General features: G+C 57.0%; 16 protein-coding genes and 1 tRNA gene. 11 read left to right on the top strand and 6 right to left on the bottom strand.

The genetic code is table 11. The features are described from left to right. Positions 1 to 92: 92 nt before the first annotated feature. A complete protein-coding gene (locus ACK4IR_RS08030) occupies positions 93 to 323 on the top strand; it encodes a photosystem I reaction center subunit IV (RefSeq protein ID WP_409873857.1) in 231 nt (76 codons plus the stop codon). Between the two features lie 11 nt (positions 324 to 334). After that, positions 335 to 1,189 carry a DNA-formamidopyrimidine glycosylase gene (locus tag ACK4IR_RS08025; RefSeq protein ID WP_409873856.1) on the top strand — a complete coding sequence of 285 codons (855 nt, stop codon included), beginning with the start codon at positions 335 to 337 and terminating at the stop codon, positions 1,187 to 1,189. On the opposite strand, the gene ACK4IR_RS08020 is transcribed toward ACK4IR_RS08025, so the two are convergent. The 3 genes from ACK4IR_RS08020 to ACK4IR_RS08010 all read right to left on the bottom strand — a co-directional run bounded on the left by ACK4IR_RS08020 (position 1,159) and on the right by ACK4IR_RS08010 (position 4,472). After that, positions 1,159 to 2,397: a sensor histidine kinase gene (locus ACK4IR_RS08020; protein ID WP_409873855.1), complete on the bottom strand. Its 1,239-nt coding sequence runs from the start codon at positions 2,395 to 2,397 to the stop codon at positions 1,159 to 1,161. The genes ACK4IR_RS08025 and ACK4IR_RS08020 overlap by 31 nt on opposite strands. Positions 2,398 to 2,473: 76 nt before the next feature. Further along, the gene (rimO, locus tag ACK4IR_RS08015; RefSeq protein ID WP_409873854.1) at positions 2,474 to 3,796 is read right to left on the bottom strand and encodes a 30S ribosomal protein S12 methylthiotransferase RimO; all 1,323 of its coding nucleotides are present in this window, start codon (positions 3,794 to 3,796) and stop codon (positions 2,474 to 2,476) included. Between the two features lie 19 nt (positions 3,797 to 3,815). Then, positions 3,816 to 4,472: a Mo-dependent nitrogenase C-terminal domain-containing protein gene (locus ACK4IR_RS08010; RefSeq protein WP_409873853.1), complete on the bottom strand. Its 657-nt coding sequence runs from the start codon at positions 4,470 to 4,472 to the stop codon at positions 3,816 to 3,818. Between the two features lie 127 nt (positions 4,473 to 4,599). On the opposite strand from ACK4IR_RS08010, the gene ACK4IR_RS08005 reads away from it, so the two are divergent. The 8 genes from ACK4IR_RS08005 (at position 4,600) to ACK4IR_RS07970 (ending at position 11,358) form a co-directional block, all read left to right on the top strand. Beyond that, positions 4,600 to 5,229, top strand: coding sequence for a chorismate lyase (locus ACK4IR_RS08005; protein ID WP_409873852.1), 630 nt, complete (start codon positions 4,600 to 4,602; stop codon positions 5,227 to 5,229). A 104-nt stretch (positions 5,230 to 5,333) separates the two neighbouring features. Then, complete coding sequence (gene pds, locus ACK4IR_RS08000) at positions 5,334 to 6,767, top strand: 15-cis-phytoene desaturase (protein ID WP_409873851.1); 1,434 nt, start codon at positions 5,334 to 5,336, stop codon at positions 6,765 to 6,767. Beyond that, complete coding sequence (locus ACK4IR_RS07995; RefSeq protein ID WP_409873850.1) at positions 6,751 to 7,686, top strand: phytoene synthase; 936 nt, start codon at positions 6,751 to 6,753, stop codon at positions 7,684 to 7,686. Before pds ends, ACK4IR_RS07995 begins: the two co-directional genes overlap by 17 nt. A gap of 5 nt (positions 7,687 to 7,691) precedes the next feature. Continuing rightward, a complete protein-coding gene (locus ACK4IR_RS07990) occupies positions 7,692 to 8,210 on the top strand; it encodes a phosphoribosyltransferase (protein ID WP_409873849.1) in 519 nt (172 codons plus the stop codon). After that, positions 8,207 to 9,205, top strand: a complete 999-nt coding sequence (locus tag ACK4IR_RS07985; protein WP_409873848.1) for an aspartate carbamoyltransferase catalytic subunit — start codon at positions 8,207 to 8,209, stop codon at positions 9,203 to 9,205. The genes ACK4IR_RS07990 and ACK4IR_RS07985 overlap by 4 nt, the downstream gene beginning before the upstream one ends. A gap of 3 nt (positions 9,206 to 9,208) precedes the next feature. Further along, entirely contained in the window at positions 9,209 to 9,469 is a 261-nt protein-coding gene (locus ACK4IR_RS07980) for a 2Fe-2S iron-sulfur cluster-binding protein (RefSeq protein ID WP_409873847.1), read from the top strand. A 31-nt stretch (positions 9,470 to 9,500) separates the two neighbouring features. After that, positions 9,501 to 10,457: a bifunctional riboflavin kinase/FAD synthetase gene (locus ACK4IR_RS07975; protein ID WP_409873846.1), complete on the top strand. Its 957-nt coding sequence runs from the start codon at positions 9,501 to 9,503 to the stop codon at positions 10,455 to 10,457. Continuing rightward, positions 10,450 to 11,358: an AAA family ATPase gene (locus tag ACK4IR_RS07970; protein WP_409873845.1), complete on the top strand. Its 909-nt coding sequence runs from the start codon at positions 10,450 to 10,452 to the stop codon at positions 11,356 to 11,358. Before ACK4IR_RS07975 ends, ACK4IR_RS07970 begins: the two co-directional genes overlap by 8 nt. Positions 11,359 to 11,534: 176 nt before the next feature. On the opposite strand, the gene ACK4IR_RS07965 is transcribed toward ACK4IR_RS07970, so the two are convergent. The 3 genes from ACK4IR_RS07965 to serS form a co-directional block, all read right to left on the bottom strand. Continuing rightward, positions 11,535 to 11,606, bottom strand: a tRNA-Asn gene (locus ACK4IR_RS07965). A gap of 58 nt (positions 11,607 to 11,664) precedes the next feature. Further along, the gene (murF, locus tag ACK4IR_RS07960) at positions 11,665 to 13,005 is read right to left on the bottom strand and encodes a UDP-N-acetylmuramoyl-tripeptide--D-alanyl-D-alanine ligase (RefSeq protein WP_409873844.1); all 1,341 of its coding nucleotides are present in this window, start codon (positions 13,003 to 13,005) and stop codon (positions 11,665 to 11,667) included. Further along, a complete protein-coding gene (serS, locus tag ACK4IR_RS07955) occupies positions 13,002 to 14,294 on the bottom strand; it encodes a serine--tRNA ligase (RefSeq protein ID WP_409873843.1) in 1,293 nt (430 codons plus the stop codon). The genes murF and serS overlap by 4 nt, the downstream gene beginning before the upstream one ends. 188 nt (positions 14,295 to 14,482) lie before the next feature. Between serS and apcD the strand changes: the two genes are divergently transcribed. Then, on the top strand, positions 14,483 to 14,968 hold the full coding sequence (gene apcD / locus ACK4IR_RS07950; RefSeq protein WP_409873842.1) for an allophycocyanin subunit alpha-B: 486 nt from the start codon (positions 14,483 to 14,485) through the stop codon (positions 14,966 to 14,968). The last annotated feature ends 1,257 nt before the right edge of the window (positions 14,969 to 16,225 follow it).

Below are 16,225 nucleotides of genomic sequence, written 5' to 3'. Positions count from 1 at the left end.
CTCTGTGAAATTTTGTGGAGCAACCGTAACAAGCCGTAGGAGTCATAGTAGGCTTAACTCTAGCCGTTGAGAAATTTCTAGGACGATAACTCATGGTGCAACGTGGTTCTAAAGTCAAGATTCTCCGCCCTGAATCCTACTGGTACAACGAAGTGGGCACCGTCGCCTCGGTGGATCAAACCCCCGGCGTCAAATACCCTGTGATTGTGCGCTTCGACAAAGTCAATTACACCGGCTACAGCGGCAGTGCCGGTGGTGTCAACACTAATAACTTTGCCCTCCACGAAGTGCAAGAAGTGGCTCCTCCCAAAAAAGGTAAATAGTTTCTGAAACCGTGCCGGAATTACCGGAAGTTGAAACGGTACGTCGTGGGCTAGAGGCCGTCACCCTTGCGCAACCCATTGTTGGAGTCGAAGTGCTTCTAGCCCGCGCGATCGCGTTTCCTGAGCAGCCCCAAGCGTTCATTGATCACTTGCGCGATCGCGCCTTTGAACAATGGCAACGGCGGGGCAAGTACCTTTTGGCCACCTTGGATGATGGCAGTCGCCTCGTCATTCATCTGCGCATGAGTGGCCAGCTACTCTGGCTTACGACTCCCTCCCCCCCTTGTTCTCATACCCGTGTACGCTGGTTTTTCGCAACAGGGGCAGAACTCCGTTTTGTGGATCAACGCACCTTTGGTCGCTGTTGGTGGATTTCGCCACACTGCCCTCCAGAACAAGCCATTCCCCCACTGGCCACCTTGGCACCGGAACCGTTGAGTGAAGCTTTTACCGTTGAGGTCTTGGCAAAGCGGTTGGGGCATTCTCGTCGCGCCCTGAAAACGGCGCTTTTAGATCAAACCGTTGTTGCGGGCATGGGGAATATCTATGCCGATGAAAGTCTTTTCTTAAGCGGTCTGCACCCCGCCCTCCCCGCCCACACCTTAACCCCTGCCCAGATTGCTCGCCTGCACCGGGTCATACGCCAAGTGCTGAGGGAGGGAATAGCGGCGGGTGGCACAACCATTCGCACCTTTGTCACGCCCCAGGGGATCAATGGTCACTATGGAGGAAAAGCATGGGTTTATGGTCGCAAAGGGGAGGCCTGCCGCCTCTGTGGCACAACCATTGAACGACTCCGCTTGGCAGGGCGCTCCAGTCACTATTGCCCCCGCTGTCAGCCACTCTCTTGGGCAATGGGCAAATAAAGGGTGAGAATTTCTCCCGCTTGGCGATCGCGCCGTTGAATCACCTTCGCACCGACGGCTTCAATCAGGAGTTTTGCGGCCTGAAAGTTGAGACTCAGTTGCCCTGTTGCCGGATGCCACAGGAGAAGGTGCCCCAAGGCGGCGAGATCACTGCGGTGTTTGTACTGGGGCGATCGCAACTCCAGCTTCACGTGCTGCCCGGCCCGCTGCACCACCAATTGCAGTTCACTCTCCGGAGCAAGGGTTTGGCTGTAGTACTCGACTAACCCGGTCAACACCTGATCCAAGGAGGTGGGATCACTGAGGACAATGGGCAACTCCGGCGGACAATCCAGTGCCAGTTTGACTTGACGACGAGCCGCCTGTTTTTGCCAGCGCGCTAGGTTTGCCGTGAAGAGTTCCGCCAAGGGGGTCTGGCTAAAAGCAAGGGGCGGTTTAGGGCTAGGGCTGGTGAATCTTTCGGCGGCATCGCTGAGGAGATTAAAGCGGGTAATCTGATCCTGAATCTCCTGACCAATCTTTTGCAGATACTGGTACGTGCGCTGGGGTAGATTCTCTTGCCGTTGTAGCAATTGGATAAGGGTGTTGATCGTTGTCAGGGGAGTGCGCACCTCGTGGGAGAGGGCCTGCAGAAGGCTAATGTCAGCAGCCATGGAAGGGGAAGTGACCGTGAGGGGTGGGGTCTCGGGTTGACTATAATCCAGCAGCCATTGCCCAAATTGATTCACCAAGCGATAGTTCGGAGGCACCATCTGCCCGCCGGCAAACCATTGATCAATGGGGTAGAGGTTCGGGAAGGGAAGCTGCTGCCGTAACTGCTGCCAAAAGGCGTGAATTTCTTCTAAGGCAAAGGAAAAATGCAGTCCCCGCTCCCCTTGGTAAACCAGCAAGAGACTGACTTCCAGACTCAGTACCAGGCAAAAAGGACTCATCCCCTCCTTTGTCGAGGGCAAAAGGGTCATTGCCGGCAAAGGGGTATTGGCGTCCGTCGGCGGCAGGCAGAGGAGCGATCGCCCCTGGGGCAGGAGGACATAGGTTTTCAGGGGACAATCTTGAAGAATCAGGCTGGGGAAGGACACTAAAAACCCCTCTATGGGATGGGTCACTGCCAAGAGTTTGCCCAAAGCAGCAACCCCCGCTTGCCACTGCCAGAAGCGATCGCCGGCACGGGTATCCTCCCGATCACGGGCAAAATGCGAGCGTCCCATAGCAGCCGATGCAACATCCCCAACTGCCTTGACCATAGCCCCAAGGTTTCACGGTCGCCTAGGGGTAAAACCGAACTTAGGCAGCAATGATACCGTACAGATCGTACGTATCGGCTGCGGTGATTTCCACCGGGACAATGGTGCCCAAAGTCGCAACTCCCTTGACATAAACCACACCATCCACCTCCGGGGCAAAGCGGGGAGAGCGGCCGATGAATTCGCCGGTTTGGGGATTTTCCTGCTCAATGAGCACGGGCACCGTCTTGCCCACTTCGGCGGCATTTTTGCGCCGGGCAATGGGTTGTTGCAGTTGCATCAGGCGATCGCGCCGCGCTATTTTGATTTCCTCTGGAATCTGATCCGGCAGATCATAGGCGGCAGTCCCTTCCTCGGCAGAGTAGGTAAAGACTCCCACATGGTCGAATTCGTGCCGCTGCACAAAGCGGCAGAGGTGCTCAAAGTGATCCTCCGTTTCACCGGGAAAGCCGACAATAAAGCTCGTGCGCATCACTGCTTCCGGTAGTTCCTGCCGCAGCCGTTCAATCAGGCGATCGTTGACCCCCGCTTGCCAAGGCCGGTTCATTGCCCGCAGGACTTCAGGGTGGGAGTGTTGCAACGGCAAATCGAGATAGGGCAGGATGTTGGGCGTCTCCCGCATCGCCGCAATCACCTCCGGCGTCAGTCCCGTCGGATAGGCATAGTGCAGGCGAATCCAGGGCACCTCCACTTCCCCAAGGGCACGAATGAGGGTCGCTAGTTGGGGTTGGCCATATAGATCAATGCCGTAGTTGGTTGTAATTTGGGAAACAAGGATGAGTTCTTGCACGCCCTCATCGGCCAGTTGATGGGCTTCCCGCACAATGGATTCAATGGGGCGCGATCGCTGGTTGCCCCGCAGATGGGGAATAATACAAAAGGCACAGCGATAGTCACAGCCCTCGGCAATTCGCAGGTAGGCCACCGCTGCCGGTGTGGTGCGATAGCGGGGAACCGTTTCATCGGCAATGTAGGTGGGGACGGCACTGATTTGCTGCACCCGCTCGCCTCTTTCCACCCGCTCAATGACCTCAACAATGCGGTGATAATCCCCACTACCCACGACGGCCACGGCTTCGGGAATCTCCGCCAACAGTTCCCCTTGAAAGTGCTGAGCCAAGCAGCCGGTGATGACGATTTTCTTATTCGCCTCCGCCAGTTCTACGAGGGTACGCACCGACTCTTCGCGGGCGGCGTGGATAAAGCTACAGGTGTTGACCACAACGTAGTCGGCCTCGGTTTCATCGGTTCCCACCCCATAGCCTGCGGCGGCGAGAAGACCGATCATGTGCTCCGTATCCACGCGGTTCTTGTCACAGCCAAGGTGAGCAAAGGCAATTTTCGCTTTGGTTGGGTTTGGCATCTAAACGGGTCAGCACTATCTAACAGTAGGGGGTAATATCTTCACCACACTCCTCGGCCAAGTAGGTGAGGGAGCGGAAGCGCAACCCCACTAACTGATCATAAAGGGGATTGAGTTTACACAAGGGGGGAATATGGACAATCTTGCGGCCAAAAAGGGTAATGTCGCGCTCAAAGGGGCATTGGGGAGGAATCAGGCGGCAGAGAAAGCGAGCCACTTTGGCATCCTTGATCTCTAACCCATCCAGCCAGTGGCGCACGGGATCGAGTAGGCGCAGGGTTTGTTCATTGGTTTCATGCCGGCCGTCGAGGGTGTGTTTCAAGGACTCCAAGGCCTCAATTTCCAGTCCCAAGGCGCGGCAGAAGCGTTGCAGTTCGGCCTCCTCCGATTGGGAGTAAATGCCGTTGGCCAAGGCCACCATGACCGCCGTGCGCAGAAAATTCTCCGCAAGGGGGCGATCGCTCCCAAAGGTGGCCACCAGTTCTGTATCGGTGACGGGCGCAAAATGCTCAAGATCAATTTCTGGGGCAATTTCCTCGCGAATTAGACTCGCAATCAGTTGCTTCTCTTCGGGATCAAAGTGACCGTCGGCCCAGGCAATGCTCAAGAGACCCTTAATCCAAATGGCCGTTTGTTCCGGTGTTAGTTCAAGGGTAGAGACTGCGGTGGTTGCCATAGAAATTGTCCTAAGGTAACTGCTCACTATGACTGTACTCTAGGTCTTGGCCTTCGGTGCCGTCCTGAAGGACGGATAAAATCCTTGCTACAATTGACGAAGTTTTGTTAAGTAGCGTGTTGCGTCCTTGACGGTTTCGCTGTTGCCCGCCACCTGCTCAACCCCTTGGTATGCCCTTGATCCCATCTGGCAGGGGGATGCGGCGGCGATCGCCCAAGGGTTGCCCCATGATCTGTTGGCGCCTGCGTGGCAGATGCTGATTCTCGGCGATGGCTCCCCCACCCGCCACCTGCAACTGCTCACCGGTGAGACCACGGAAGTGGATGTGATTGATATGTCGGCCATCGGCTACGCCGGCGATCGCGCCCCGGCGCAACTGCAACTGATTCCGGGGCCTCGGCTGCGGCGGCAAGTGTGGCTGCGCACGGCCTCCGGTCAACGGCTGGCCTATGCCACCTCTTGGTGGGAAGCCGCCCAGGTGGATGAGTACCTACAAAACCGCGCCATGCCCATCTGGACAAACCTTGCCCAGCGCAAGGTAGAACTCTATCGGGATATTCAGGCGGTGTATCTGGGACACTCGCAAACGCTTGCTGCCGCCCTTGGGGAGGCGGGGCCATTTTGGGGGCGACATTACCTCTTTTGGCACGATCGCCGTCCCATTACGCTGATCTATGAGGTCTTTTCTCCCTACCTCTGCCGTTATCTCGGTCCGATGGGAAGTACGGCCTGGGTGACCTATTCAAACCCAACCTGACCTTCAGGCGGGTGTCTCCGTAACGTTTTGTAAATATAATATGAACAGCTTTTTGTCCCCCCAAGGGACTGCGTTCATCGTCGTCAGTTAGGGTAGCGTCATTCATGCGAGTTGCAATTGCCGGTGGTGGCTTAGCGGGTTTAGCCTGTGCCAAGTATCTAGTGGATGCAGGACATACCCCCATGGTTTTTGAGCGAGCCAACGTCTTGGGCGGTCTGGTGGCGGCATGGCAGGATGCTGATGGCGATTGGATAGAAACAGGCCTGCATGCCTTCTTTGGCGCCTACCCGAATATGCTGCAACTCCTCGAGGAACTAGGAATTAGCGATCGCCTGCAATGGAAACGCCATGCCCTGATTTTTAACCAACCGGAAAAACCGGGAGTGCTTTCGTGGTTTGATGTCCCCGATATCCCCGCCCCTTTTAATGTGCTGCTCTCGATTTTGCGCAACAACGATATGCTCACCTGGGAGCAGAAATTCCGCTTTGCCTTGGGATTGTGGCCGGCAATCCTGCGGGGTCAAAAGTACGTTGAAGCCATGGACAAGTACAGCCTGCTTGAATGGCTACGGCGTCAAGGAATTGATGAGCGGGTGAATTCTGATATTTTTATTGCTGCCTCGAAGGCTCTGACCTTTCTCAACCCCGATGAAGTGTCGGCAACGATTCCCCTGACGGCGATGAACCGCTTCCTGCGGGAACGCTATGGCTCGAAAATTGCCTTCTTGGACGGCGCACCCCCCGAACGGTTGTGTCAGCCAATTGTGGACTACGTCATGGCGCGGGGCGGTGAAGTGCACACCAACGTTGCCCTGCGGGAGATTGTTCTCAAGGAGGATCTCTCGGTGCGGTGCTTTGTCATGGGCGATCGCGAGGGAAAACAGCGCTTTGAAGTAACCGCCGATGCCTATGTTTCGGCGATGTCGGTGGATGCCCTTAAACTGCTGCTGCCGAAGCCGTGGCAAGAGCTGCCCTTTTTCCAGAAACTCAATGGCCTTGAAGGCGTACCTGTAATCAATGTTCAAGTCTGGTTTGATCGCAAACTGCCCACGGTGGATCACCTGCTCTTCTCGCGATCGCCCCTCTTGAGTGTCTATGCCGATATGAGCGAAACCTGTAAGGGCTATGCCGATCCCGACAAGTCAATGTTGGAACTGGTTTTGGCGCCTGCTGCGGAGTGGATTGGCCGCAGCGATGAAGAGATTGTTGCGGCGACCCTTGCAGAACTGGCCAAGCTCTTCCCCAGTCACCTACCGCAACCTGCTAAAGTGCTGAAAACGGCGGTGGTGAAAACCCCGCGCTCGGTCTATAAAGCCACCCCCGGTCGCCAAGCCTTTCGGCCGGATCAGGCCACGCCCATTCCCAACTTTTTCTTGGCAGGGAGCTACACGATGCAGCCCTACTTGGGGAGTATGGAAGGGGCGGTACTTTCTGGTAAGCTGACAGCGCAGGCGATCGCGAAGCGGTCCGCAGAGAGCAACGCCCCGCAGGCCTCCAAATCCTCTACTCAGACTGTCGCCAATGTTGCAACTGCCTAGAGCCGAGTACGTCCCTCCCCTGATTTCCCTCGATGAAGCCTATGAGCTTTGTCGGCAAGTGACAGCCACCTACGCCAAGACGTTTTACCTCGGCACGTTGTTGATGCCCCCCGCCAAGCGCCGCGCCATTTGGGCCATTTACGTTTGGTGTCGGCGCACCGATGAACTGGTGGATGGGCCACAGGCAGCAACGACAACAATGGCTACCCTCGATGAGTGGGAAGCGCGCCTTGAGGACATTTTTGCCGGTCGCCCCCACGATGCCATGGACTTGGCGCTGACGGCAACGCTGGAACAGTATCCCCTCGACATCCAGCCTTTTCGGGACATGATTGCCGGCCAGCGGATGGACTTGCACCGCAGTCGCTATGAGACCTTTGCCGAACTGGAACTCTACTGCTACCGCGTGGCCGGCACCGTGGGGTTGATGTCCCTTCAGGTCATGGGCGGAAATCCCTATAGCGATCGCCTGTGTTCTCCTTGGGTGGATCCCTATCAGGCCAAAGGCACCCTCAAAGATCAGGCCATTGCCCTTGGCATTGCCAACCAGCTTACCAATATCCTGCGGGATGTGGGGGAAGATATGCGGCGGGGACGGATTTATTTGCCCCTAGAGGATTTGGCTACCTTTGATTACACCGAGGCGGATTTGCAGCGGGGGGTAATTGACGATCGCTGGCGGGCGCTGATGCGCTTTCAAATTCAGCGGGCACGGCAATTTTATCGGGAGGCCGAAGTGGGGGTTGCCTACCTAGAGCGGGATGCCCGTTGGCCGGTGTGGTCGGCGCTGATGCTCTATCGCCAAATCCTTGATGTCATCGAAGCCAACGATTACGATGTGTTTAATCGGCGCGCCTTTGTGGCCAACTGGCGCAAACTGCTATTTATACCTGTTTCTTGGTTCAAGGCCAGCTTCTAGGCACCATGACAGATCTGTACGTGGATTGGGACGAGTATCATCACACAATTGAGCAGTTGGCGATCGCCATCTATGAATCGGGATGGCAGTTCAATCAAATCCTCTGCCTAGCCAAGGGGGGGCTGCGGGTGGGCGATATTCTCAGCCGTCTCTTTAATCAGCCCCTCGCGATTTTGGCGGTGTCCTCCTATGGCGGTGTAAATCCTCAAGAGCGGGGTCGCCTCACCTTCGCGCGGGATTTGACCATGACCACCGCCACCCTTGGCAGCCATGTCCTTGTAGTGGATGATTTGGTAGATTCCGGCCTTTCCTTAAAAAAGACGCTGCGCTGGCTGGAACTGAAATATGGCTTTGCCGTTGAGGAGGTGCGCACGGCTGTGCTTTGGTACAAAGCGGCCTCTTGTATTCGTCCAGACTACTACGTCCATTACCTGCCCGAAAATCCGTGGATTCATCAGCCCTTTGAACGCTACGAACAACTGACGGCAGCCGATCTTGCTCGCACCCTCACCCCCTGTCCATGACACCTCCCCTCACCCCCTCCCTGCAATGGCAGCGTCGCCACGTCCTCTCCCTCCAAGACTTTACGGTGGCAGAGCTAGATATTGTCCTGCAAACAGCGCTCAGTTTTCAGGAGGTTCTGAATCGCCGCACCAAAAAAGTCCCCACCCTCCAAGCGCGGGTTGTGGCCAATCTCTTTTTTGAAAGTTCAACGCGCACCCGCAACAGTTTTGAGCTGGCAGCTAAGCGGCTTTCTGCCGATATTCTCAACTTTTCCCCCGGCACTTCTGCCCTCAACAAAGGGGAAACAATCCTCGATACCGCCAAGACCCTGTGGGCGATGGGAGCCGAGTTCATGGTGATTCGCCATCAGCAGTCGGGGGTGCCCCAGACCATTGCGGCGGAACTGGATCGCCTTGGCGCTCAGGTGGCCGTTCTCAATGCCGGCGATGGCTTGCACGAGCATCCCTCCCAAGCCCTACTGGATCTGTTTACCCTTTGCCGCCTCTACGATCCGCAGCGACCCCGCTGTGCCCTGTTGCAGGGGAAGAAAATTGCCATTGTCGGGGATATTCGCCATTCCCGCGTGGCCCGATCCAACCTCTACAGCCTCAAGACTGCCGGTGCCGATGTGCACTTGGCAGGACCTCCTACCCTGCTGCCGCCGGAATTTGCCGACTATGGAGCAACCCTGCACTGGACGCTGGAACCCGCCCTTGCCGATGCCGATATTGTCATGACCCTGCGGCTACAGCAGGAGCGCATGGATCAACACTTGATCCCCAGTTTGCGGGAGTACCATCGGCAGTTTGGCATGACCCATGAGCGGCTGCGCCTGTGTAAACCCCATGTGCACTTGATGCATCCGGGGCCGGTGAATCGCGGTGTAGAGCTGAGTTCCGCTCTGCTGGATGATCCGCAGTTCAGTTTAGTGCATCAACAGGTAAGCAGTGGAGTGGCGGTGCGGATGGCCTTACTCTACCTCATGGGAACCTACCATGGAGCCAAGGGGGACTAGCGAATGATCAAGGTAACCTTTTTGCCGGATCAGGTCTGTGTCACAGCCGAAGCGGGTGAAAGTTGGTTGAGCGTGGCCGCGCGGGCTGGTGTGGAGATTCCCACAGGCTGCCGAATGGGCAGTTGCGGCGCCTGCATGGTGGAATTGGAGAATGGAGAAGAGATTCGCGCCTGTATCTCAACCGTTGCCGGCGATCGCCCGCCTGCTGCCGGGGAAACCGACCTTCATATTACTGCCTACGTCTTTCGCGATCCCACTTGGTAAACCCCGCCCAACTCCGAGGTGCTTTGCTTCAATGTGCCAGAATGTTTCCTGTGTTCACCTACCATCCCATAGCGATCTACCCTTGCACACTCCCACGGCGATCGCCCTTGGCAATTTTGACGGTGTCCATCGCGGGCACCAGGAGGTTATCCGTACCCTCGTTGCCGCAGCACCGCCCGGCTGTTCCCGTTCGGTCATCACCTTTTCCCCCCATCCCCAGACCTTTTTTAGCGGAAAAGCACGCCTTCTCCTGACGCCGGAAGCAGAAAAACGTGCTCTTTTGGGTCAGTATGGCATTGAGCAGGTGATTGTCCTACCCTTCAACTCTGCCCTTGCCCAACTGTCGCCCCTAGAGTTTGTCGAGCGGATTTTGGTAGAGCAGTTGCAGGCCAAGGTGTTGAGTGTCGGGTTTAACTTTGGCTTTGGCCGCGGGCGATCGGGCACCGCCGAGGATTTGCGTACCCTCTGTGCCGCCTTTGGCATCCCGGTGCATATTGTGCCCCCCTATTGTCGCGGGCGCGATCGCGTCAGTAGTTCGGCCATACGGGCCGCCCTTGCCGAGGGAGATGTGGTCTTGGCACGGGAGCTATTGGGACGCGCCTACACCTTGACGGGCACAGTAGTCCAAGGGGAACAGTTGGGACGCCGGTTAGGATTTCCCACGGCCAATGTGAGTCTGCCTCCCGATAAATTCTTGCCCCGCTACGGGGTCTATGCCTGCCGTGTGACGGGAGCCACCTTGGGTGGGGAGCAGTTGGGGGTGGCAAACATTGGCGTGCGACCGACGGTGAGTGCTCAGCAGGTCACAACGGAGGTGCATCTACTGAATTGGCAGGGAAACCTCTACAATCAAGAAATCACGCTCCATCTAGAGGCCTTTCTTCGCCCTGAGATGCGCTTTCCCAGTTTGGCTGCCCTACAGGCGCAAATTGCTGCCGATTGCCAAGTGGCGGCTCAGCTCCTAGAGCAGGTGGTTTCCTATGCGTGAACCCCTTCGGCGACTGATCGAGAACTTGGGGCAGGTAGTGGTGGGCAAAGAAGCCGCCATTGAACTCCTGCTGGTGGGGGTTTTGGCAGGGGGGCATGTCCTGCTGGAGGATGTGCCGGGGGTAGGTAAAACGCTCTTGGCCAAGGCCTTGGCGCGATCGCTAGGCGGTACCTTTCAGCGCATCCAAGCCACCCCTGATCTCCTGCCCACCGACCTATCCGGCACCAATATCTGGAATCCCAAAACTGCCGAGTTTGAGTTTCGCCCAGGGCCTGTTTTCTGTAATATCCTGCTGGCGGATGAAATTAACCGTGCCACACCGCGCACCCAATCGGCCCTTCTTGAGGTCATGGAGGAGTACCAAGTCACCATTGACGGTGTCACCTACCCCCTGCCCCAGCCCTTTTTTGTCATTGCCACCCAGAATCCTGTCGAATACCAAGGCACATTTCCCCTGCCCGAAGCACAGTTGGATCGCTTTGCCCTCTGTTTTAGCTTGGGCTACCCCAGCGAGGAAGAGGAGCTACAAATGCTGCAACGGGTGCGGGGGGGCTTGGATGTCAATCAACTGGAACCCTGCCTGAGCTTGGCGGAGATTCAACAGTTGCGCCAGCAGGTGCTACAGGTGCGGGTGGATTCAGCGCTGCAAAAGTATATCCTTGCCTTGGTGCGCTCCAGCCGCCAGAGCGATCGCATTACCTTGGGGGTGAGTCCAAGGGGTACCGTCATGCTTCAGCGCACGGCGCAGGCCTTGGCGTTTCTCAACGGCCGCGATTATGTTCTTCCCGATGATGTGAAGCAACTCGCCCCCCATGTCTTGGCCCATCGTTTGATTACCACGGCAGGGCGATCCGGGCGAGCCTGTGTGGCAGAATTGCTAGAAACGGTGGCCGTTCCCTAGGGGCAACTGCGACGACCCTTTGCCGTTTGCGGGGAACCCTCCTAGGAGTTGCAGCGAAATACTCTAATGGCGAGCTTTAGCCGTTTCACGGCATCCCCCTAGGACGGTCTGGCAGAGGCAGTGCCATCCCCTAACGAAAAGGAAAGATGGACAGTGTTGCTGTCTAGACTGCTTAACTCCCCAGGCTGGATTCGAACCAGCGACCAATCGGTTAACAGCCGACCGCTCTACCGCTGAGCTACTGAGGAATGTTGATGGTCTTCTAATATAGCGTAGCTCACGGCGCTTTGCAAGCCTCACTCTTCCTTAAGACCGACATGGGGGCCAGCGCTGTCGCAGTTCCGTGACCACTCGATCTAGGGCAACGGCATGGGAGGCCTTAAAGAGAAGGCGATCGCCCGCCTGCACCTCCCTCAATAAGTACTCCACCACTTCCTCATGGGAAGCAAACTGCCGACTGGGAATGTGCCCTGCTCCCCGCGCTAGGGCGGCTCCTTCATCGCCTTTATCGAGAATTAAAAGACCATCGAGGTTTAACTGGGCAACAGTGGCTCCCACCTGCTCATGAAAGGGGATAGAAAAGGCGTCCAATTCCCGCATGGGGCCAAGAACCGCAAAATGGCGCCGACCGGGGAGCGATCGCAACAGGTGCAAGGCCGCCACCATGGATTCTAGCCCGGCATTGTAGGTTTCATCCAAAAGCAGAATATCCGGCTCCAGCAGATAACGGCCACCGCGACCGGCAGGCAATTCCACGGTCAACTGCGGCGGCAGGCGATCGCTCTTAAGACCCAAGGCCTGCAGGACGCCAAGAGCCGCCAAGAAGTTCAGGGCATGGTGGGCACCAACGAGGGGAACGGTGTAGGTGTGCTCACCCACATGGAGGGTTTGGGGAGGAATGTAACGTCCCCGCAGGGTGCCTCCCTCTAGGCCATAGGTGATGGTGCGCCCAGACCAGACCTGCGCCGCTGTCGGCAAGAGTAAGGAGCTATCGGCATTGAGCACCGCTACTCCTGTGGGGGGCATTTCCGCCAGCAGTTCACATTTGGCTTCGGCAATGGCCTGGCGCGACCCGAGGCGGCCAATATGGGCGGTGCCGACATTGGTAATTACGGCAACATCCGGCTGGGCAATCCGGCTCAACAGGGCAATTTCACCGCGTGCCCGCATCCCCATTTCAATCACGGCAAATTGGTGGTGGGGTTCTAGTTGCAGGAGGGTTTTGGGAACGCCAATCTCGTTGTTGAAGTTGGCCTCGGTTTTGAGGACAGGGCCATAGTGGCTCAGGACGGCGGCAATCATTTCCTTGGTGGTGGTTTTGCCCACCGAGCCGGTGACAGCAATTACTTGGGCAGGACACCGCTGCCGCCACCACTGTCCTAAGCGTTGGTAGGCACTCAGGGTATTCGGCACTTGAAGTTGGGGCAGAGGAGAGGACACCGGTGCCTCGACCATCAGGGCGATCGCCCCCCCGGCGGCTGCCTGTTGCACAAATTGATGGCCATCAAAGGTGTCTCCCCGCAGGGCAACAAACAGGTTTCCCGGTGCAATCTGGCGCGAATCGGTGCAAATGCCTGTGACCGGCACATCGGGATAGACTAGCTCTAGCCCCAGCGCTTGGGCGATCGCCCCTAGGGTGGTCTTCACGCTCTTGCCCCGCCCAGCTGGCTGCACTTCAGGTAGGGTTGCAGCACCTCCGGGACGCGCACCGTCCCATCGGGTTGTTGGTAGTTTTCCAGAATGGCCGCCATGGTGCGGCCGACGGCAAGGCCGGAGCCGTTGAGGGTGTGGACAAACTGCGTTCCCTTTTGCTTGGCTCCCTTAAAGCGAATCTTCGCCCGCCGCGCCTGAAAATCCCCGAAGTTGGAGCAACTGGAAATCTCGCGGTAGCAGCCGGCAGCGGGCAGCCACACTTCGAGGTCGTAGCATTTCATTGCCGCAAAGCCCAAATCCCCGCTACACAGCTCGACCACCCGATAGGGCAGCTTCAGCGCTTGCAGAATAAACTCGGCATCGGCCACCAGGGCTTCATGTTCGGCAGCAGAGGTCTCGGGGTGAACAAACTTGACCAGCTCCACCTTATTGAATTGGTGGAGGCGAATCAGGCCACGGGTATCTTTGCCGTAGCTGCCCGCTTCGCGGCGAAAGCAGGGGGTGTAGGCACAGTGGTAAATGGGCAGTTGCTCCGCTGCTAGAATCTCATCGCGATAGAGATTCGTCACCGGCACTTCTGCTGTGGGAATCAGCCAAAGATCATCATCGTCACAGCGAAAACTTTCTTCGGCAAATTTGGGTAACTGCCCCGTTCCCGTCAGGGAGGCACTGTTGACCAGCAAGGGGGGCAACACTTCCACATAGCCGCGTTGGCGGTGGCAATCGAGCATAAATTGAATCAAGGCTCGCTCTAGGGCAGCCCCCATGCCCACCAGCGTTACAAAGCGACTCTGAGCAACTTTGACCGATCGCTCCACCTCCCAAAGTCCCCATTGTGTGGCAATCTCCCAGTGGGGTCGGCAAGGTTGCTTGGGCTTGTACTCATCCCCCCACCGACGCACCTCCACGTTGTCGCTCTCATCGCGGCCAATGGGGGTGGTTTCACTGGGAGGGTTGGGAATTGTCAGCAGCAGGCGCTCTAGCTCCTCTTTCAGTTGCCGTTCTTGGGGTTCGAGGTCGGCAAGTTGCTGCTTGAGATCGTTGGCCTCGGCTTTCAGGGCTTGAATTTCTGAATCGGTGGGGGCAGCGCCCGCCTTGATCTTTTTGCCGACGAGGGCACCGATTTCGTTACTGCGGGCTTGGAGGTGCGATCGCCGTTGTTCCAGCTGTCGCTGCTGCGCATCCAAGTCTAAAATGCGCTCGAGGTCAAAGTCACCGCCGCGCCGCCGCAGGCGATCGCCAAAAGCTTGGGGGTTCTCTCGCAGTTGTTTGAGATCAATCACAGGTAGAAGGGCACCAAGGCAAACCGCAATTGATCCTAACACCAAGGGGGAGATGGATTCTAAGGCCCCGGCCCGGTGCGGTGGGTTATTCCATTCCCCTCTCAACGGTTCGGATTTTAATCATCGGTGGCGTCAACAAGGGGTCGCCGTCCTCTAAAATGAGGGATGTATTAAGCGGTGTTAGCAATATGAGTGTCATTAGTCAGGTTCTTCTTAAAGCGGACGATGAATTGCGCTATCCCACCACGGGTGAACTCCAGACCATTAGTGACTTTTTCCAAACGGGTGAGCAACGCCTCCGCATTGCCACGACATTGGCCGAAAATGAGAAACGCATTGTTGAGCAAGCCAGCAAACAACTGTGGCAGAAGCGGCCTGACTTTATTGCACCGGGGGGCAATGCCTATGGCCAGAAACAGCGTGCCCTGTGTCTGCGCGACTATGGCTGGTATATGCGCCTGATTACCTATGGCATTCTCGCCGGTGACAAAGACCCCATTGAGCGCACGGGCATTATTGGGGTGCGGGAAATGTACAACTCCCTTGGCGTGCCAATGACGGGGATGGCAGAAGCGATCCGTTGCCTCAAAGATGCCTCCTTGGCACTGCTGAGCACTGAAGATGCGGAAGTAGCTGCGCCCTACTTTGACTACATTATCCAGGAAATGTCCTAAGAAGAGATTGACGTTTTGCACTGACGCTCTTGACCTGCAAGGGGAAAAGGGTAGAACCCATGAAACATCCCCTTGAGATTGTATTGCTCAGCAACGGCCCTGGTGAGCTGGCCACGTGGGTCTATCCTTTTGTGATAGCACTGCGGCAAGAGGTCAAAGAGAGAATTCGAGTTTCAGTGGTGATTGTTCCCTGTCCCCATGCCAGTGGTCAGGAGGCGGAGATTGCCCGCCGCTATCCGGGGGTTGATCGCGTGCTGCCGGCCACAGAGTTTTGGCACCTTGTGCGAACGAAAAAAACTCATAATAACTGGAATTGGTTTCCCCAAGGGGTAGTCGTCTTTTTGGGGGGTGATCAACTGTTTGCCGTACTGCTGGCCAAGCGGTTAGGCTATCGCTGTGTGCTCTACTGTGAGTGGCAGGCACGTTGGCAAAGATGGGTGGATGGCATTGGGCTACGGCGTCCTTTACCGGTGGGCAACACAAGAGCAAAGGTAGCGGTGGTGGGGGATTTGATGACCGATGTGTCAGCCCTCGATCTCGATTCTCTGCCTGATGTGCGCCAACAGTTAGGCATTGCCGCCGATGCTCCCCTCGTGGGTCTAATGGTGGGTTCTAAGCCCAATAAGTTAAAACTGGGTGTGCCCCTATCGCTGGCGATCGCCGACCATTTAGCGGCTGCCGATCCACCAATTCGGTGTGTGATTCCGGTGGCACCGACCCTTACCCCCACAAGCCTCAGCCGCTACGCCGATCCCGGCTTTAACCCCGAGCTGGAGTACGTCGAGGGCACCACTGCCACACTCATCCAACCCGATGAGGGGCTACCCTATCTGGAGACGCCAAGGGGGACTAAGATCCCTCTTTGGCAGCAGTTTCCCCACTATCCCTTGCTGCGGCAGGTGACCCTCTGTGTAACCACCGTTGGCGCCAATACCGCCGAACTGGCTGCCTTGAATGTGCCGATGATGGTTCTTTTGCCCGCCCAACAACTGCAGGTGCAGCGGGCACACCCTTGGGAGGGTTTGGCCGGATTGCTGGTGGGTCTGCCGGCGATCGGACGGCAGTGGACGGCGTTGGTGTTCTGGTTCCTTGTGGCCAAAGGATTGGGCTGGCGCCGCTTTTGGCAGTTGTGGCGATCGCCCCAAATAGATTGGGACTTGGTCAAACAGGGGCTTGGTTACAAGGCGTGGCCCAATATCTGGGCGGGCAAAGAAATTGTCCCGGAGCTGGTGGGTCCCGTTGAGCCGGCCGAGGTTG

The sequence above is a fragment of the Thermosynechococcus sp. genome, assembly GCF_046299635.1.
In the GTDB taxonomy this organism is placed as follows: domain Bacteria; phylum Cyanobacteriota; class Cyanobacteriia; order Thermosynechococcales; family Thermosynechococcaceae; genus Thermosynechococcus.
This window is presented reverse-complemented; position numbering and strand designations above follow the sequence as displayed.